The organism is Microbacterium sp. FW305-3-2-15-F-LB2 (genome assembly GCF_058787255.1).
Genome location: NZ_JBYSZO010000001.1, coordinates 1,545,117 through 1,562,093, shown reverse-complemented (window position 1 = coordinate 1,562,093; position 16,977 = coordinate 1,545,117). Strand labels below are relative to the sequence as shown.

Annotated in this window: 19 protein-coding genes and 2 tRNA genes; 17 read left to right on the top strand and 4 right to left on the bottom strand. The window is 68.9% G+C overall.

The features are described 5' to 3' along the window. Positions 1 to 52: 52 nt before the first annotated feature. Both AC3WLZ_RS07595 and AC3WLZ_RS07590 read left to right on the top strand, forming a co-directional pair. Positions 53 to 123: transfer RNA gene (locus AC3WLZ_RS07595), tRNA-Cys, on the top strand. 26 nt (positions 124 to 149) lie between these two features. Next, positions 150 to 224, top strand: a tRNA-Val gene (locus AC3WLZ_RS07590). A 70-nt stretch (positions 225 to 294) separates the two neighbouring features. On the opposite strand, the gene AC3WLZ_RS07585 is transcribed toward AC3WLZ_RS07590, so the two are convergent. After that, complete coding sequence (locus tag AC3WLZ_RS07585) at positions 295 to 651, bottom strand: hypothetical protein (RefSeq protein WP_492469635.1); 357 nt, start codon at positions 649 to 651, stop codon at positions 295 to 297. A 169-nt stretch (positions 652 to 820) separates the two neighbouring features. Here AC3WLZ_RS07585 and AC3WLZ_RS07580 point away from each other — a divergent pair, with 169 nt between their 5' ends. From AC3WLZ_RS07580 to AC3WLZ_RS07570, 3 genes are all read left to right on the top strand, one after another. Then, positions 821 to 1,234 carry a PPOX class F420-dependent oxidoreductase gene (locus AC3WLZ_RS07580; protein ID WP_492469634.1) on the top strand — a complete coding sequence of 138 codons (414 nt, stop codon included), beginning with the start codon at positions 821 to 823 and terminating at the stop codon, positions 1,232 to 1,234. A 78-nt stretch (positions 1,235 to 1,312) separates the two neighbouring features. Beyond that, the gene (locus AC3WLZ_RS07575) at positions 1,313 to 1,774 is read left to right on the top strand and encodes a DUF7882 family protein (protein ID WP_492469633.1); all 462 of its coding nucleotides are present in this window, start codon (positions 1,313 to 1,315) and stop codon (positions 1,772 to 1,774) included. A gap of 39 nt (positions 1,775 to 1,813) precedes the next feature. Then, positions 1,814 to 2,206 (top strand): TIGR03618 family F420-dependent PPOX class oxidoreductase, encoded by a 393-nt coding sequence (locus tag AC3WLZ_RS07570; protein WP_492469632.1) that lies wholly within the window; start codon positions 1,814 to 1,816, stop codon positions 2,204 to 2,206. A 1-nt stretch (position 2,207) separates the two neighbouring features. Here AC3WLZ_RS07570 and AC3WLZ_RS07565 read toward each other — a convergent pair whose 3' ends face one another. Next, positions 2,208 to 3,356 (bottom strand): SLC13 family permease, encoded by a 1,149-nt coding sequence (locus tag AC3WLZ_RS07565; protein ID WP_492469631.1) that lies wholly within the window; start codon positions 3,354 to 3,356, stop codon positions 2,208 to 2,210. An 81-nt stretch (positions 3,357 to 3,437) separates the two neighbouring features. Between AC3WLZ_RS07565 and thrS the strand changes: the two genes are divergently transcribed. Genes thrS through AC3WLZ_RS07550 form a run of 3 tightly spaced genes read left to right on the top strand, consistent with a single transcriptional unit; the run spans position 3,438 to position 6,675 of the window. Next, positions 3,438 to 5,447: a threonine--tRNA ligase gene (thrS, locus tag AC3WLZ_RS07560; RefSeq protein WP_492469630.1), complete on the top strand. Its 2,010-nt coding sequence runs from the start codon at positions 3,438 to 3,440 to the stop codon at positions 5,445 to 5,447. Then, positions 5,444 to 6,010 carry an HIT family protein gene (locus tag AC3WLZ_RS07555; RefSeq protein WP_492469629.1) on the top strand — a complete coding sequence of 189 codons (567 nt, stop codon included), beginning with the start codon at positions 5,444 to 5,446 and terminating at the stop codon, positions 6,008 to 6,010. Before thrS ends, AC3WLZ_RS07555 begins: the two co-directional genes overlap by 4 nt. A gap of 53 nt (positions 6,011 to 6,063) precedes the next feature. Beyond that, positions 6,064 to 6,675 carry a hypothetical protein gene (locus AC3WLZ_RS07550; protein WP_492469628.1) on the top strand — a complete coding sequence of 204 codons (612 nt, stop codon included), beginning with the start codon at positions 6,064 to 6,066 and terminating at the stop codon, positions 6,673 to 6,675. Between the two features lie 95 nt (positions 6,676 to 6,770). On the opposite strand, the gene pdxY is transcribed toward AC3WLZ_RS07550, so the two are convergent. Further along, positions 6,771 to 7,622, bottom strand: a complete 852-nt coding sequence (gene pdxY / locus AC3WLZ_RS07545; RefSeq protein ID WP_492469627.1) for a pyridoxal kinase PdxY — start codon at positions 7,620 to 7,622, stop codon at positions 6,771 to 6,773. After that, positions 7,619 to 8,959 carry an aminotransferase class I/II-fold pyridoxal phosphate-dependent enzyme gene (locus AC3WLZ_RS07540; RefSeq protein ID WP_492469626.1) on the bottom strand — a complete coding sequence of 447 codons (1,341 nt, stop codon included), beginning with the start codon at positions 8,957 to 8,959 and terminating at the stop codon, positions 7,619 to 7,621. Before AC3WLZ_RS07540 ends, pdxY begins: the two co-directional genes overlap by 4 nt. Positions 8,960 to 9,055: 96 nt before the next feature. Here AC3WLZ_RS07540 and pdxS point away from each other — a divergent pair, with 96 nt between their 5' ends. From pdxS to secF, 9 genes are all read left to right on the top strand, one after another. Further along, positions 9,056 to 9,940, top strand: coding sequence for a pyridoxal 5'-phosphate synthase lyase subunit PdxS (pdxS, locus tag AC3WLZ_RS07535; protein ID WP_492469625.1), 885 nt, complete (start codon positions 9,056 to 9,058; stop codon positions 9,938 to 9,940). Further along, the gene (gene pdxT / locus AC3WLZ_RS07530; RefSeq protein ID WP_492469624.1) at positions 9,930 to 10,550 is read left to right on the top strand and encodes a pyridoxal 5'-phosphate synthase glutaminase subunit PdxT; all 621 of its coding nucleotides are present in this window, start codon (positions 9,930 to 9,932) and stop codon (positions 10,548 to 10,550) included. Before pdxS ends, pdxT begins: the two co-directional genes overlap by 11 nt. A gap of 10 nt (positions 10,551 to 10,560) precedes the next feature. After that, positions 10,561 to 11,319, top strand: a complete 759-nt coding sequence (locus tag AC3WLZ_RS07525; RefSeq protein ID WP_492469623.1) for a YebC/PmpR family DNA-binding transcriptional regulator — start codon at positions 10,561 to 10,563, stop codon at positions 11,317 to 11,319. Positions 11,320 to 11,367: 48 nt separating this feature from the next. Next, a complete protein-coding gene (gene ruvC / locus AC3WLZ_RS07520) occupies positions 11,368 to 11,973 on the top strand; it encodes a crossover junction endodeoxyribonuclease RuvC (RefSeq protein WP_492469622.1) in 606 nt (201 codons plus the stop codon). Positions 11,974 to 11,982: 9 nt separating this feature from the next. Then, positions 11,983 to 12,603, top strand: a complete 621-nt coding sequence (gene ruvA / locus AC3WLZ_RS07515) for a Holliday junction branch migration protein RuvA (RefSeq protein ID WP_492469621.1) — start codon at positions 11,983 to 11,985, stop codon at positions 12,601 to 12,603. Further along, positions 12,596 to 13,645: a Holliday junction branch migration DNA helicase RuvB gene (ruvB, locus tag AC3WLZ_RS07510; RefSeq protein ID WP_412924464.1), complete on the top strand. Its 1,050-nt coding sequence runs from the start codon at positions 12,596 to 12,598 to the stop codon at positions 13,643 to 13,645. The genes ruvA and ruvB overlap by 8 nt, the downstream gene beginning before the upstream one ends. A 79-nt stretch (positions 13,646 to 13,724) precedes the next feature. Next, positions 13,725 to 14,177: a preprotein translocase subunit YajC gene (locus tag AC3WLZ_RS07505; RefSeq protein ID WP_412924463.1), complete on the top strand. Its 453-nt coding sequence runs from the start codon at positions 13,725 to 13,727 to the stop codon at positions 14,175 to 14,177. Between the two features lie 43 nt (positions 14,178 to 14,220). Then, on the top strand, positions 14,221 to 15,933 hold the full coding sequence (secD, locus tag AC3WLZ_RS07500; RefSeq protein WP_412924462.1) for a protein translocase subunit SecD: 1,713 nt from the start codon (positions 14,221 to 14,223) through the stop codon (positions 15,931 to 15,933). Next, positions 15,933 to 16,919, top strand: a complete 987-nt coding sequence (gene secF / locus AC3WLZ_RS07495; RefSeq protein ID WP_412924461.1) for a protein translocase subunit SecF — start codon at positions 15,933 to 15,935, stop codon at positions 16,917 to 16,919. The genes secD and secF overlap by 1 nt, the downstream gene beginning before the upstream one ends. Positions 16,920 to 16,977 lie beyond the last annotated feature (58 nt).

Genomic DNA, 16,977 nt, shown 5'->3' with positions numbered 1-16,977 from the left:
CGCCGTCAGGTTTTCCGACGGGGGATCACGACACGTGGGTCGAACCACACACGGTGGCGTGGCCGAGCGGCTAGGCACCGGCCTGCAAAGCCGTTTACACGGGTTCGAATCCCGTCGCCACCTCGCTTACAACTGAACAGCCTTCATAGGCGCGATTGGCGCAGCGGTAGCGCGCTTCCCTGACACGGAAGAGGTCACTGGTTCGATCCCAGTATCGCGCACCACCTGAAACCCCCGGCTCGCCGGGGGTTTTCGCTTTTCACGCCGCGTATCGGCAGCGGCGCCGATGCGGGACTACCTGTCGTCCTCGCCCGCGCGCTGACGCGCCCGACGCGTCGCGGGCGGCTGCGAGCCGGCCGAGTCCACGTCCGCCTCGGCATCCGTCGACGCACTGAGACGCTGCCGCAATTTCGCGGACTGCTCGTCGGCCGGCGCGATCGGGATACGCGAGCCGCCGGCGGTGTCGGATCGGGGGATGTACCAGGTCAACGGGAGTTCGCGCATACCGAACCACCCCCGTCGGGAGCGCACGATGGTGAATCCTCGGTCACGCAGCGCTTCCGCCTGGTCGGGAGTCATCGTGGTCGGGGGGATGCGCACCCAGCCCGTGCGGAAGTCGTAGGCGTGGGTCGCGATGTGGTGGCGAGACATGCGAACCTCCTCTCTTGGCAGAGTCGCACGCGTGACCGAGAGCCTCGATGCACGATGTGTTCCAGTCGTGTGAACAATGCTCAACGTTTCGTATGAACGCAGATCGATCCTCTGAATACGAAGACGCAAGCCCCGCGGTCCGTTGCCGTACCCGCGGTACGGTCACGCCATGCCCGTTCCCGACACGCTGTGGCGTGAGATCGCCTCGTCACCGTTCGTTTCTCTCAGCACGTACCGCCGCGACGGCACCGCGGTGGCGACACCCGTCTGGATCGCGCGCGACGGTGACGAGTTGATCGTCACCACCGAACGCAAGACCGGCAAGGTCAAGCGCCTGCGCAACGACGACCGCGTCACCCTCCGGCCGTGTTCCCGGGTGGGGACAGTCGCCCCGGATGCCATCACCGTCCAGGGCAGGGCGCGGATCGCCGGCCCGAGCACCGAAGACGACCGCGCCAACTCCGCGTTGCGGCGCAAATACGGGTGGCAGTTCCGCGCCATCATCGGATTCGAGGCGCTCGTGCGTCGCGTCCAGCGCCGCGCGGGAGAGCGCGTCATCCTCCGCATCTCGCGCGCCGAGTGAGGCGCTAGACCCGATCCGGTACCGGCACAAGTGGGCTTGCGTTTTGCGGCGAACCACGAGATGTTTCAGCAAAGAGCGGTGGCATCCCCCTTCGGCCGCGTCCCACATTTCTTGCCAGAAATGCGCGGTCATCGGAGTGCCATTCCGGAGGTTCGCGTGGGCAAATTCATCTACGACGGTGACATCAAGGTCGAGTTCGAGGACCGCCTCCTTGCACACCTGCAGGCGGTGATCATGGCGAAGGTGCGGCGTGGAGAGAGCTTCCCCTTCACGTGGAAGGACGACATCAGCATCGGCGGCGGCCGCACCACGGTGTACGTGCACCCGAATGTGTCATTGGTCTTCAAATATCACGGCAGCCGAAACCCGCAGCTCTCGAGTTCGTGGTTGCACGCCCTGACCTACAACGCGAACTCCGGTCGCGGACTCTACGTGATTCCTGAGCCTGACGAATCGACGCCGCGCGAGCCGCAGCAGCGCGCAGAAATGGTGTTCAGCGAAGTCCCGAACGATCAGGCGCCCGTGGCGATCCGCTCGTAATCCGGGAATGACGAAAGTGATCGAACGGTTCGCCACAGAATGAGCGACTGGACGACCGCAAAGCCGTACTTCGAGACCCGGGCGGTGGCACATCTCGCGACGTTGATGCGCGACGGCTCCCCGCACACGGTTCCCGTCTGGGTCGGTGTGGAGGGCGAACGCCTCGCGATCTTCATGGAGGCCGGCACTCTCAAAGACCGCAACATCTCCCGTGATCCGCGCGTCGCGATCTCGGTGACCGGCGCCGACGACCCGTACGCCATGGCGTTCGTGCGCGGCGAAGCCGTCGAGCGGATCGCGGGCGACCGCGCCCTTCCCTACGTCGACCGCATCGCGACGCTCTACACGGGCGAACCGTACGAGCTCCGCGAGGGCCTCGCGGTCTGGCTCATCGACCCGCGGAAGTCGTGGGCTCGCGCGTACGAAAGCTGAGTCACAGCGCGAGCGGCAGAACGGCCAGCACCAGGATCACCGGAGCGATCACCGCACCGAGAACGACGAACCGACTCCAGCGCACCTCGACCCCGGCCGCGACGAGCCGGTCGTGCCACAGCAGCGTCGCGAGCGACGCCCACGGCGTCACGATGGGCCCGGCGTTCACGCCGATGAGGAGAGCCGCCAGGCGCACGGGAGACCCCGCCACCGACTCCATCGCGAGGTAGGCCGGAAGGTTGTTGATCCCGTTGGCCGCGAGTGCGCCGACGCCCGCGAGCTGCCACAGCGAAACGAGGTCGTCGCCCGAACCGGCGAGCACCGACGTGATGCGCCCGATCCCGAGGGCTTCCAACGCACCGACGGCGAGGAACAGCCCGCCGGCGAACACCAGCAGCGACCACGGAACGAGGCGGATGCCGAGAGCCCGAGGAGCACGCCACGCGAAAACCCCCACCAGGACGACCGCGGCGGCGAGGGCCGGCATCCACGGGTCGAGTCCGATGACCAGGAGCGGCAGCAGGGCCACGGTGACCACGGCGGACACCCTCAGCAGCACTCGGTCGGCGACGGCCGGGGGCGTGGCATCCGCGTACCTCTTCGGGAGCCTCCGCAGGAACACGGCCGTGAGCACCACGACCGAGACCGCGATGGCGATGAGCGCCGACGGCCCGAGCAGCGAGAGGAAGGCCACGGGGTCGTGGCCGCCGAGAGCATCGGACGCGAGCAGGTTCGTCAGGTTCGACACCGGCAGCACGAGCGACGCGGTGTTGGCGAGCACGACGGTGACGAACGCGAAGGGGAGGGGGTCGAGTTTGCGGGCCACCGCCATCGCCACCACGACGGGAGTCAGCAGGACCGCGGTGGTGTCCAGCGACAGGAACGCCGTGGCCACGGTCGCCAACGCGACGACGAGCACCCACAGCCACACCGTGCGCCCGCGAGCGATCCGCGCGAGGCGGGCGGCCACGACGTCGAACAACCCCGCCTTGGATGCCAGCTCCGCCACGATCGTGACCGCGACGACGAACAGCAGGATGGGCCAGACGCGGTCGGCGACGGCGAGAGCCTCATCAGCGGGGAAGATGCCGACGAGGAGGGCGATGATGCCGAGAATCCACAGCACGCCGCCGATGATGGCCAGAGTCACCGCTCCACTATGCGGCACCCCGCGTGCCGTCGAGGCCACGCCCGGCGGGTAGCCTGGAATCGACCCATCCAGGAGACCGCCTTGACTGATGCCGCCCTGCCGTCGGAGCAGACCTACCCCGCCGACGGCTTCGCCCTCTTCCCCGACCGTTCGGTCGTCGCCCTGCGCGTGAACGGTGAGCTGAAAGACCTCGCGACGACCGTGCACGTGCACGACCAGATCGAGCCGGTCACGATCGACAGCCCCGAGGGACTGTCGATCCTGCGGCACTCGACGGCGCACGTGCTCGCGCAGGCCGTGCAGCGCGTCAAGCCGCAGGCGAACCTCGGCATCGGCCCGCCCGTCACCGATGGCTTCTACTACGACTTCCAGGTCGACGAGCCCTTCACTCCCGAAGACCTCAAGGTCATCAAGAAAGAGATGGAGCGCATCGTCCGCGAGAACCAGCGGTTCGTTCGCCGCGTCGTCACCGACGACGAGGCCCGCGCCGAGCTCGCCGACGAGCCGTTCAAGCTCGAGCTCATCGGCCTCAAGGGCGGCTCCGCGGAGGCCGCCGAGGGCGCGAACGTCGAGGTCGGCGCCGGCGAGCTGACGATCTACGACAACGTCAATCGCGACGGCGAGACGGTCTGGAAAGACCTCTGCCGCGGACCGCACGTCCCGGGCACCCGCCTGATCGGCAACGGCTGGGACCTCACTCGCATCGCCGGCGCGTACTGGCGCGGCAGCGAGAAGAACCCGCAGCTCCAGCGCATCTACGGCACCGCGTGGGCGACCAAGGACGATCTGCGCGCCTATCAGCACCGCCTCGAGGAGGCGGCGAAGCGCGACCACCGCAAGCTCGGTAAAGAGCTCGACCTCTTCTCGTTCCCCGACGAGATCGGCCCCGGACTCAGTGTGTTCCACCCCAAGGGCGGAATCATCCGGTACGAGATCGAGCGATACATGCGCGAGCGGCTGCTCGCCAGCGGATACCAGGTGGTCAACACGCCGCACATCACCAAGGGCGACCTGTTCATCACGAGCGGTCACCTGCAGTGGTACGCCGACGGCATGTACCCCCCGATGGTGCTCGACGAGGTGGTGGACGCCGACGGGCATGTGTCACGCGAGGGCCAGGAGTACTACCTGAAGCCCATGAACTGCCCGTTCCACAACCTGATCTTCCGCTCGCGCGGTCGCAGCTACCGCGAGCTGCCGCTGCGGCTGAGCGAGTTCGGCTCGGTCTACCGCTACGAGAAGAGCGGCACGCTCTCGGGCCTGACCCGCGTGCGCGGCTTGACCCAGGATGACACGCACATCTACGTCACGGCCGACCAAGTCAAGGACGAGCTGACCCACAGCCTCGACTTCGTCCTCCAGACCCTGCGCGACTACGGTCTGCACGATTTCTACCTCGAGCTGTCGACGAAGGAGGCGGGCAACCCCAAGTTCATCGGCGACGACACCCTGTGGACCGAGGCGACGGAGACCCTTCGCGAGGTCGCCGAGGCATCCGGTCTCGAGCTCGTACCCGACCCGGGCGGGGCGGCCTTCTACGGGCCGAAAATCTCGGTGCAGGCGCGCGACGCGATCGGCCGGACCTGGCAGATGTCGACGATCCAGCTCGACTTCAACCAGCCCGAACGCTTCGAGCTCGAGTACACCGGACCCGACGGCGAGAAGCACCGCCCGGTGATGATCCACCGCGCGCTGTTCGGCTCGGTCGAGCGTTTCTTCGCGATCCTGCTCGAGCACTATGCGGGCGCGTTCCCCGTGTGGCTCTCGCCCGTGCAGGTCGTAGCCGTACCGGTCGCGGCGGAGTACGGCGAGTACCTCGACGGCATCGTCGCGGAGCTCCGCACGAAGGGCGTGCGCGCCGAGGTCGACCACAGCGACGACCGCATGCAGAAGAAGATCCGCACCCACACCACGCAGAAGGTTCCGCTGCAGCTCATCGCGGGCGAAGCCGACCGGGCGGGAGGCACCGTGTCGTTCCGCTTCCGCGACGGCACGCAGCTGAACGGCATCCCGGTGGACGAAGCCATCGCGCGCATCACTGGCGCGATCGCGGCGAAGACCCTCGTCGACACCGCCGAGGACCTCGCGTGACGACCGGCCCGGATGCCTCCGCGGCCGACGACGTCGAGATCGTCTCGGCCGCGGACCTGCCGGGGGTGCCGGACGAGTTCCAGCGCCTGTGGACCCCGCACCGTATGGCCTACATCCAGGCCGGACGCGAGCCGATGGAGCAGAACTGCCCGTTCTGCGCGGCCCCGGGAAAGTCCGACGAGGATGGCCTGATCGTCGCGCGCGGCACGAGCGCCTACGTGCTCCTCAACCTGTTCCCGTACAACTCGGGCCACCTGCTCGTGTGCCCGTACCGCCACATCGCGACCTACGACCAGGCGACCGACGAAGAGGTCGCCGAGATCGGCGCGCTGACGCAGCGCGGGATGCGCGTGCTACGAGCCGTCTCGCGCTGCGACGGCTTCAACATCGGCATGAATCAGGGCGCAATCGCGGGAGCCGGCGTCGACGGGCACCTGCACCAGCACATCGTTCCCCGCTGGGCGTCGGACGCCAACTTCTTCCCGATCATCGCCAAGACGAAGGCGCTGCCGCAGCTGCTGGGCGATGTCCGGCGGACGGTGGCGGAAGCCTGGAACGCCTGACCCCGCCGACGCAAGCCCGAAGTGACACGCGGCTGCGACGCTACGGTGGGGTCATGAAGGCTCGCCTCCGTCCCCTCGTCCTGACTCTTCTCGTCGCCACAGCCCTGAGCACGACGACCGGGTGCATCCGACTGCCGAGCCCCCTCGGACCGGACGGGATGGAGGCGCCGCTGACGGCGCCCGACGATTCCTCCGCCCCAGCGCCGTTGCCCGATGACTCTGCGACGCCCGACGCCGGCGACGACCTCGGTGACGCGTTCGCCGAGCGGGAGAAGTTCTTCGAAGAGCAGCAGCTGCCCCTGGACGGCACGCCGCTCACGGCCGTCACCCCCGCGCAGCAGGAATTCATCGCGCAGCAGAAGGCCTACGTCGAGGAGCAGGGCGTCGCCTGGACCGCTCAGGACGAGAGTCTTTCGCTCGCCCTGGCCGCCGACGCGTGCGAGACCGCGATCCTGAACAACCACGAGATCGACGCCGACCTTCTCCGCACCCACGTGGCCACGTCGCCCCTGTTCGCCCAGCTCGTGCCCGCGGATGTGCAGGGCGACGACCGCACCTACGCCGAAGCACCGATCGCGAGCGTCATGGTGTTCGGGGCGACGTTCCTGTGCCCCGACGACGGCGACGCCTGGATCAGCGCCTACACCGACGTGTACGGCGGCTGAGACGCAGCGCGTGAGTCGCCAGGATTCGTCGCCTCAGCGCCGCCGGAGGCGACGAGTTCTGGCGACTGACGCGGGGAACGGAGCGCCGGGCGGGGTCAGCGCACCTGGCGCACCGAGAACTGCAGGCGGGGGTGCGCGTACGCCTCCTGCGCCTCGACGAGCAACAGCTCACGGGAACCGGCCTCGAACGTGTTCGAGAGCAGGTCGAAGACGCTGGATGCCGTGCGAGCGAGCGCGTCGGCGGGGTCGCCGGTGCGACGGTAGTGCGCCGTGAAGAGCGCCGCGGTGACGTCTCCGGAACCGTTGGCCTTCATCGGGATCAGCGGCGTCTGCACGATCCACGCGCCCGAGTCATCCACGACCAGCATCTCGATCGTGTCGGGCTCCCGGTCCGGCCGCTCGACACTCGTCACGAGCACCGTCCGGGGTCCTCGCGCGCGAGCGAGATCCGCGGATTCGAGCGTCGACTCGATGCTGCCCGGGTCGGTCCCGGTGAGGAACCCCAGCTCGAACTGGTTCGGCGTGATGATGTCGGCGACCGGGATCACGCGCTCACGCAGCAGGTCGGGGATCGCCGGCGCGACGAAGCACCCGGATTTGGCATTGCCCATGACGGGATCGCAGGCGTAGATGGCATCCGGATTCGCCCTCTTGACCCGCGCGACGGCGTCGATGATCACGTCGGCGATGCCCTCGCCGCCCTGGTATCCGGACAGGACCACGTCGATCTGGCCGAGCACCCCGCGCTCCTCGATGCCGGTGATGACGTCGGCCACGTCCGCGGGGGAGATGAGCGGTCCGCGCCACGCACCGTAACCGGTGTGGTTCGAGAAGTTCACGGTGTACACCGGCAGCACTTCGACACCGATGCGCTGCAACGGGAAAACGGCGGCGGAGTTTCCGACGTGACCGTACGCGACGGCGGACTGGATCGAGAGGACCTTCATGCTTCGATCCTCCCACCCCGGACGGAGGGCCGGAGCGCGGCCACCGCGCTCGCGAGATCGTCGGCGAGAGCTTCGGCTTCAGAGTCGTCGAGCTGGTGCACCGTCAGCCGGAGGTAGTCGCCGGCGTTGTCGGGGGAGAGGAAGAAGTGATCGCCGTCGCGCACGAGCCATCCCCGCCGCATGAGGTCTTCGCGGACGCGCGCGCCGGAGACGGGGAGCGGAACCCATAGGTTGAGCCCATCGCCCACGGTGAGCGGCAGGCCGCGCGCTGCGAGAGCCGCCGCGAATGCGTCGTTGCGTCGGGCGTAGTGCTCGGCGGCTCGATCGATCCCTGTCCGCACCTCCGGGTCGGTCACGAGCGCGAGCGTGAGCCGCTGCAGGATGTGGCTGACCCAGGTCGTTCCCGGGGTGAGCCGGAGCGCGAGTCTCTCGGCGGTTTCGTCATCGGATGCCACGACCGCGAGGCACATGTCGGGTCCGAGGAACTTCGACACCGACCGGATGCGCGCCCACCGCTGCTGAGTCTCACCGATGATCGAGTGCAGCGGCGCGCGGGACAGCAGGGAGAAGTGGTCGTCCTCGATCACCAGGACGTAAGGATGGTCCGCGAGCACCGCGCGCAGCTGCGCGGCGCGCTCCCGCGTGAGGCTCGCACCGGTGGGGTTGTGCGCCCGGGGGGTGCAGATCACCGCACGCACACCGTCGGCGAGAGCGGCCCGCAGTCCTTCGACCGTCATGCCCTCGGCATCCACCGCCACCGGCACCGCCCGGTAGCCGCCCTGGCGAACGGTGTGCAGGGCGGAGAGGAAGCAGGGGTCCTCGAGGGCGACGGCGTCGTCGCGCTGCAGAGCCTGGGCGAGAAGCCGCTCGATCGCGTCGCTCGCCCCACTGGTCACCGTGATGCGGGGGGCCGCGTCCGGGAGCCCCTCGGCCATCCACTCCCGTGCCCAGGTCTCGAGTCCCGGGTCGACCACGGGCTCGCCGTACAGCACCGGGCGGCCCGAGCGGGCGAGGGCGGCGGCAGGATCGGGGATGAGCGCCGGGTCGGGGTTGCCCGTGCCGACATCGCGCAGCACGGTTCCGGCCGCGTAGCCTTCCTGCGCCACGGGCGCGTGGCCGGCGACACGGGTGCCGCCGCGCCCTCGCGCGACCACGAGTCCGGCCTGGGCGAGCAGTCGGTACGCGGCGACGACGGTGTTGCGGTTGACGCCGAGGTCGGCGGCCAGCGACCGGACTGGCGGGAGCGCGTCCCCGGGCTGCAGCTGACCGCGCTCAATGCGTTCGCGCAGATCGGCGGAGATCTCGGATGCCGAGCGTCCGGTGATTTCGACGGCCATACGCCCCCTCTCCTTGCTCTCAGCCTATGGCCTGCGCCGTGCTACGGTTTGGCCTAAGCCAAATCAAGCGCCCCGAAGCGCGAAGGGATATCGACAATGACCGACACCGGAACCTCCCGCGTCAAGCGCGGACTCGCCGAAATGCTCAAGGGCGGCGTGATCATGGACGTCGTCACCGCGGAGCAGGCTCGCATCGCCGAGGATGCCGGCGCCGTCGCCGTCATGGCACTCGAGCGCGTCCCTGCCGACATCCGCGCCCAGGGCGGCGTCGCGCGCATGAGCGACCCCGACCTCATCGACGACATCATCGCGTCGGTCTCGATCCCCGTGATGGCCAAGGCGCGTATCGGTCACTTCGTCGAGGCGCAGATCCTGCAGGAGCTCGGGGTCGACTACATCGACGAGTCCGAGGTGCTCTCACCCGCCGACTACGTGAACCACATCGACAAGTGGAACTTCACCGTTCCGTTCGTGTGCGGTGCCACCAATCTCGGCGAGGCGCTCCGCCGCATCACCGAGGGGGCGGCGATGATCCGCTCCAAGGGCGAGGCCGGCACCGGCGACGTCTCCGAGGCGACGAAGCACATCCGCACGATCACGGGCGAGATCAACGCGCTGCGCGCCAAGACCAGGGACGAGCTGTACGTCGCCGCCAAGGAACTCCAGGCGCCCTACGAGCTCGTCGCCGAGATCGCCGAGACCGGCACGCTCCCCGTCGTCCTCTTCACTGCGGGCGGGGTGGCCACCCCGGCCGACGCGGCGATGATGATGCAGCTCGGCGCCGACGGCGTCTTCGTCGGCTCGGGAATCTTCAAGTCGGGCAACCCCGCGCAGCGCGCCGCCGCGATCGTCAAGGCGACCACATTCCACGACGACCCCAAGATCGTGGCCGAGGCCTCGCGCGGTCTCGGCGAGGCCATGGTCGGCATCAACGTCGCCGACCTCCCCGCCCCGCATCGCCTGGCCGAGCGTGGCTGGTAACAGCCCCCGCGTCGGCGTCCTCGCCCTGCAGGGCGACGTCCGTGAGCACCTGCGCGTGCTCGCGGATCTGGGCGCCGACGCCCGGCCCGTCCGGCGCGCGTCCGAGCTCGCGGCGGTCGATGGACTCGTGCTGCCCGGCGGCGAGTCGAGCGTCATCGACAAGCTCGCGCGCGCGTTCGACCTCTTCGATCCGATCCGCGCGGCCATCGCCGACGGCCTTCCCGTGCTCGGCACGTGCGCCGGGCTGATCCTGCTCGCCGACCGAATCGACGGCGCGATCGCCGGGCAGCGGACCTTCGGCGGACTCGACGTCCGCGTGCAGCGCAACGCCTTCGGCTCACAGACGCAGTCGTTCGAGACCGACCTCGACGTGCCCGTCCTGGGGGACCCGCCGGTCCACGCCGTGTTCATCCGCGCGCCCGTGGTCACCGAGACGGGCCCGGATGCCACCCCGCTGGCGACTCTGCCCGACGGGCGGGTGGTCGCGGTGGAGCAGGACCACCTCCTCGGGCTCGCGTTCCACCCCGAATCCACGGGCGAGACGCGGTTCCACGCGCGGTTCCTCGACCTGGTCCGCAGCCGCGCCGGGGTTTCCGCGACCGCGCTCTAGACTGGAACCCATGTCCGGACACTCCAAATGGGCCACGACCAAGCACAAGAAGGCGGTCGTCGATGCCCGCCGCGCCAAGTCGTGGGCCAAGCTCATCAAGAACATCGAGGTCGCCGCCAAGCTCGGTGGGGCGGACCTCCAGGGCAACCCGACGCTCTTCGACGCGGTGCTCAAGGCCAAGAAGACGTCGGTCCCCAAAGACAACATCGATCGCGCCATCAAGCGCGGCGCGGGCATCGGCGGCGAGGCCGTCGAGTACGCCTCGATCATGTACGAGGGGTACGGCCCGAACGGCGTAGCGTTCCTCATCGAGTGTCTGACCGACAACAAGAACCGCGCCGCGGCCGAGGTGCGCACCGCGCTCAGCCGTAACGGCGGCACGCTCGCCGACCCCGGCAGCGTGGCCTACAACTTCAGCCGCAAGGGCGTCATCGTCGTTCCGTCCGAAGGCACGACCGAGGACGACGTCATGCTCGCGGTCCTCGAGGCCGGTGCCGAAGAGGTCGAGCCCCACGGCGACGGCTTCGGCATCATCACCGAGGCGAGCGACCTGGTCACGGTCCGCTCCGCGCTGCAAGAGGCCGGCATCGAGTACGACTCGGCCGACGTCGAGTTCGTCCCCTCGCTCAAGGTCGAGGTCGACGCCGACACCGCCCGCAAGGTGTTCCGCCTCATCGACGCGCTCGAAGACAGCGACGACGTGCAGAACGTCTACACCAACTTCGACATGAGCCCCGAGGTGCAGGCTGAGCTCGAGAACGACGAGTAAGGGCGCGCCCTGCCCCACTCCACGACCCCTGCGCCTAGCGTGGGGGTCGTGTCCCGTTCTCTGCGTGTCCTCGGCATCGACCCGGGTCTGACGCGCTGCGGCATCGGCGTGGTCGACGTGTCGCCGGACCGCACGGCATCCCTCGTCCATGTCGGGGTGGTCCGCTCGGCGGTCACGGATCCGATCGAGAAGCGCCTCGCGACGATCGCGGCCGGGATCCGCTCCGTCCTCACCGCTCACGATCCGCACGTCGTGGCCGTCGAGCGCGTGTTCGCGCAGAACAACCGACACTCGGTGATGGGCACCGCGCAAGCGAGCGGCATCGCGTTGCTCCTCGCAGCGGAGCACGGCATCCCGGCGGCCACCCACACGCCGAGCGAGGTCAAGGCGGCGATCACCGGCTACGGCTCGGCAGACAAGCTCCAGGTGCAGACGATGGTGGCGCGCGTGCTCCGGCTCGACGCGCTGCCGCAACCGGCCGATGCGGCCGACGCCCTCGCGCTGGCCCTGTGCCACGCCTGGCGCGGCGGAGCGGCGACGGCCCCGACCGGCGGCGCCCTGACGCCGGCACAGAAGGCGTGGCGGGATGCCGAGAAGCGTCAGCCGTCCACAGCGACGCGTGTCGCTCGAACAAAGGTCCGAACCGGCGCGTAGGCTCGTCGCATGATCTCTTCGCTGCAGGGTGTCGCCGCGCACGTCGGCGACGACGCGCTCGTCGTGGTCGTCGGGGGAGTGGGGCTCTCCGTGGCCGTCACGCCGCAGGTCACTCGCGCGACCCACGTCGGCGATCAGGTGCACCTGCACACGCACCTGGTCGTGCGCGAAGACGCCCTGTCGCTCTTCGGTTTCGAGACGCGCGAAGAACTGACCGTGTTCACGCAGCTGATCGGCGTCACGGGCGTCGGCCCGAAGTCCGCGCTGGGGGTGCTGTCGTATCTGACGGTGCCGCAGATCGCGCAGGCCGTCACCGATGACGACGACGCCCCCTTCAAGCGCGTGTCCGGGATCGGCCCGAAGACGGCGAAACTCATCGTCGTGCAGCTCGCCGGCAAGCTCGCCGTGCCCACGGCTCAGGCACCCGCCGCGGTGGCCGCGCACGGGCAGGTGCCGCTGCAGGTCACGCAAGCCCTCATCGGGCTCGGGTGGAGCGAGCGCGTCGCCGCCGAGGCCGTGGCATCCGTCGCCGAGGATGCCGCCGAGGCCGACCGCGCGTCGGTGCAGGCGCTGCTGCGTCTCACGCTCGCGATGCTGGGGCCCGCGCGCAAGGAACCCGTCGGTGGCTGACGTCGTGCGCGACGCCGGTTCGCCCGACGACGAGACCGAGCTCGCGATCGAGGGTGCGCTGCGCCCGACCTCGCTGAGCGAGTTCGTCGGGCAGCAGAAGGTGCGCGGCCAGCTGCAGCTTCTGCTCGATGCGGCGCGCATCCAGCAGCGCTCGCCTGACCACATCCTGCTTTCGGGTCCACCCGGTCTCGGCAAGACGACGCTCGCGATGATCGTCGCGCACGAGAGCGGCCGCCCGCTGCGACTGTCCAGCGGTCCGGCCATCCAGCACGCCGGAGACCTCGCGGCCCTGCTGTCATCGCTCACGCCCGGCGAGGTGCTCTTCATCGACGAGATCCACCGCATGGCGCGCTCGGCCGAAGAGATGCTGTACCTCGCGATGGAAGACTTCCGCATCGACATCATGGTCGGCAAGGGCGCCGGGGCGACCAGCATCCCGCTCGATCTCGCCCCGTTCACGCTCGTCGGCGCGACCACCCGTGCGGGGCTCCTCCCCAACCCTCTCCGCGACCGGTTCGGATTCACCGCCCACCTGGAGTACTACGAGCCGGAAGAGCTCGAACGCGTCGTCTCGCGCTCGGCATCCATGCTCGACGTCGGACTACCGGGTACCGCCCGCTCCGAGATCGCGCGTCGCTCCCGCGGCACCCCGCGCATCGCCAACCGGCTGCTCCGACGCGTCCGCGACTACCTCGTCGTGTACGGCCCGTCGACGGGGACGGATGCCGGCGACGCCGACGTTCGCACCGTCGACGCGGCGCTCGACCTCTACGACGTGGATGCCATCGGCCTCGACCGCCTCGACCGGGCCGTGCTCGACGCGCTCGTGCGACGCTTCCGAGGCGGCCCGGTCGGGCTCAGCACCCTCGCGGTCGCCGTCGGCGAAGAGCCCGAGACGATCGAGTCGGTCGTCGAGCCCTATCTCGTTCGCATCGGCTTCATGGGACGCACCCCCCGCGGACGGGTCGCCACCCCCGAGGCGTACGACCACCTCGGCGCTCCGCACCCCGACGGACTGCTCCGGTTCAGTCAAGGGGGATGACCTATACTCGGCGAGGGATTCCCCGACCCCCTTAGGCAGTGCCGCACGGCTCGCCTGAATCGAAAGGTGCACCGCCTCCATGGATTTCGCGAACTTCTTCGCCAACTACGGCCTGATCATCCTGCTGATCGGCCTGCTGGTCTTCATGTTCTGGAGCTCGCGTCGCCGCATGCAGAAGCAGAAGCTCGAGCAGGAGGAGAAGGCCCGTCAGACCGTTCCGGGCTCCGAGGTGCTGCTGCAGGGTGGATTGTACGGAACGATCGTCGAGTACGACGGTGAAGACCTCGACAAGCCCGCTCAGGTGGAGATCGCACCGGGCGTGGTCATCAAGGTCCACAGCCAGGCCGTGCTGCGCATCGTGAACCCGGCTCAGGGCTTCGTGACCGAAGACGACTTCATCGAGGCCGAGGAGTCCGAGGCCGAGTACGTCGCGGGCGTCGCCGACGGCGACATCAGCTCGATCAGCGACGACCACCGCGCGGCCCGCCAGGCCGAGACCGAGCGCGACGACAAGGACCGTCCGCAGGTCTGACCCTCCGCCCCTTCCGTTCACCGCCGCACAGAAAGCCGACTCCGTGGCGCCCTCGACTCCCGTCCGCCACGCCTGGCGCGTGCTGACCGGACTGCTCGCCATCACCGGCGTGCTGTTCGGCATCAACGCGCTGGGCGTGTACGCCTTCCAGGCCAGCTCCTGGACCCCCGACCTCGCCCTCGACCTGCAGGGCGGGACGCAGATCATCCTGGCCGCCCAGACCACGGACGGCGCGAACCCTGACGCCGACCAGCTGCAGCAGGCGGTGTCGATCATCCGGCAGCGCGTCGACGCCTCGGGCGTGGGCGAAGCCGACGTGGCCACCGAGGGCGGCCGCAACATCGTCGTGCAGATCCCCGGGCAGGCCGACGAGGCCACGCGTGAGCGCATTCAGAGTTCCGCTCAGCTGCAGTTGCGCGCGGTGCTGTACACGGGATCGCCGGCGACGTCGTTCGTCGGTCAGGACGGGCAGAACACGCCGTACCCGACGCCCGACCCGTCGCTGCCGTCGACGCCCACCGCCTCCCCGACCAACGGCAGCGACCTGTCCTGGGTGACTCCGGCCCTCCAGGCGCAGTTCCTCTCGTACGACTGCGCCAACCCCACGAACAACCCCGCGCAGGCGCCCGCCGACCAGCCGCTGATCACGTGCAGCGACGACGGATCGGTCAAGTACATCCTCGGCCCCGTCGAGCTCGACGGCACCGACATCAGCAACGCCACGAACGGTCAGGAACAGAACACCGGCCAGTGGGCGGTCAACCTCGTCTTCAACGACCAGGGCACGCAGAAGTTCTCCGAGATCAGCCAGCGGCTGTACGGTGCTCAGGCGCCGCTCAACCAGTTCGCCTTCGTCCTCGACGGCTCGGTGCTGTCGGCTCCCTCGATGAACGGCATCATCGTCGACGGCCGCCCCAGCATCACGGGCAGCTTCACGCAGGAGACGTCGAAGGCCCTCGCCGACCAGCTCAAGTACGGCGCCCTGCCGCTGAGCTTCACGGTCGTCAGCTCCGACACGGTGTCGGCGACCCTCGGTTCGCAGCAGCTGCAGGTCGGCTTCATCGCCGGTCTCATCGGCCTCGGCCTCGTCGCGATCTACTCGCTCATCGTGTACCGCGCGCTGGGAACCGTGATCATCGCGTCGCTGGGCGTCATGGCGGTGCTCACGTACGTGACCCTGTGCATCCTGGCCTGGCGCATGGGCTTCCGCCTGTCCCTCGCCGGTGTCGCGGGCCTCATCGTCACCATCGGCTTCACCGCGGACTCGTTCATCGTCTACTTCGAACGCATCCGTGACGAGCTGCGCGACGGGAAGTCGATCACCGCGGCCGTCGAGGACGGCTGGTCGCGAGCGAAGCGCACGATCTACATCTCGAAGTCGATCAACATCCTCGCCGCCATCGTGCTGTACATCCTGGCGGATGCCACGGTGAAGGGCTTCGCGTTCACGCTCGGCCTGACGACCGCGATCGACATCCTGATCTTCATCCTGTTCACGCACCCGGTCATGCAACTGTTGGCGCGCACGCGCTTCTTCGGTTCGGGCCACCCGCTCTCGGGCATGGATCCCGAGGCGCTCGGTGCCGTCTACCGCGGCCGCGCGCAGTTCCGCGCCCCGGCGGCGACCGCCGTCTCGGGCCGCGCCAACCGTTCCCGCGGAGAGGCGCAGCGGCGCCAGACGATCGCCGAGCGCAAGCGCGCCGAGCTCGCCGCCGCACAGAGCAATACGCGCCCCACGAAGGAGGGAGACGACTGATGCGCTCCATGTCGCAGCTCGGCAACGATCTGTACTCGGGGAAGACCTCGTTCCCGTTCGTCCAGCGTCGGCGCCTGTGGTTCATCATCGCCGCCGTCCTCGTCATCGGTGCGGCGCTCGTGCCGCTCTTCCGCCCCGTCCAGTTCTCGATCGAGTTCACCGGCGGATCGCAGTTCACGGTCTCGAATCCCACCTCCTTCGACCAGGCCATCGCGACGGATGCCGTCACCTCGGTCGTCCCGGGGACCACGACTCGCGTCTCCACGATCAGCGATCAGGCCGTGCGCGTGCAGACCGATCAGCTCGACGATCAGCAGACGCAGGCCGTGTCCAACGCCCTCGCCGAAGGGTACGGAGTGCCGTCGAGCGAGATCACGAACTCGTTCATCGGACCCACGTGGGGTGCGGATGTCACTCGTCAGTCCCTGTGGGGCCTGTCGATCTTCCTCGCGCTGACGTTCGTCATCCTGGCCCTGTACTTCCGCACGTGGAAGATGTCGGTGGCCGCGATCATCGGTCTCGTCGACGTCCTCGTGATCACGATCGGCGTCTACGCCATCTTCGGTTTCGAGATCTCGCCCGCGGCCGTCATCGGCTTCCTCACGATCCTGTCGTACGCGCTGTACGACACGACCGTCGTGTTCGACAAGGTGCGCGAGAACACCCGCCAAGACGGCGAGCTGTCGGGCCGGACGTTCGCCGAGTCGGTCAACCTGGCGGCGAACCAGACGCTCATCCGCTCGATCAACACCACCGTGGTCGCGATCCTGCCGGTCGGCGCGATCCTGTTCATCGGTGTTCCGCTGGGCGCTCGCACCCTCAGCGACATCTCGCTGTCGATCTTCGTCGGCACGATCGTCGCGGCCTACTCGACGCTGTTCGTCGCGGTCCCGCTGTACGCACTGCTGCGCGAGCGCGAGCCCGCCATCGCGGCGCGTGACACCCGCGTGCGCTCCGCCCGCGAGAAGGCCGGTGTCCCCGCCTGACGGGCGGGCACCGGCCTCACGCGGCGTAGGATGGGAAGACTGACCGCAGCACCCGGGG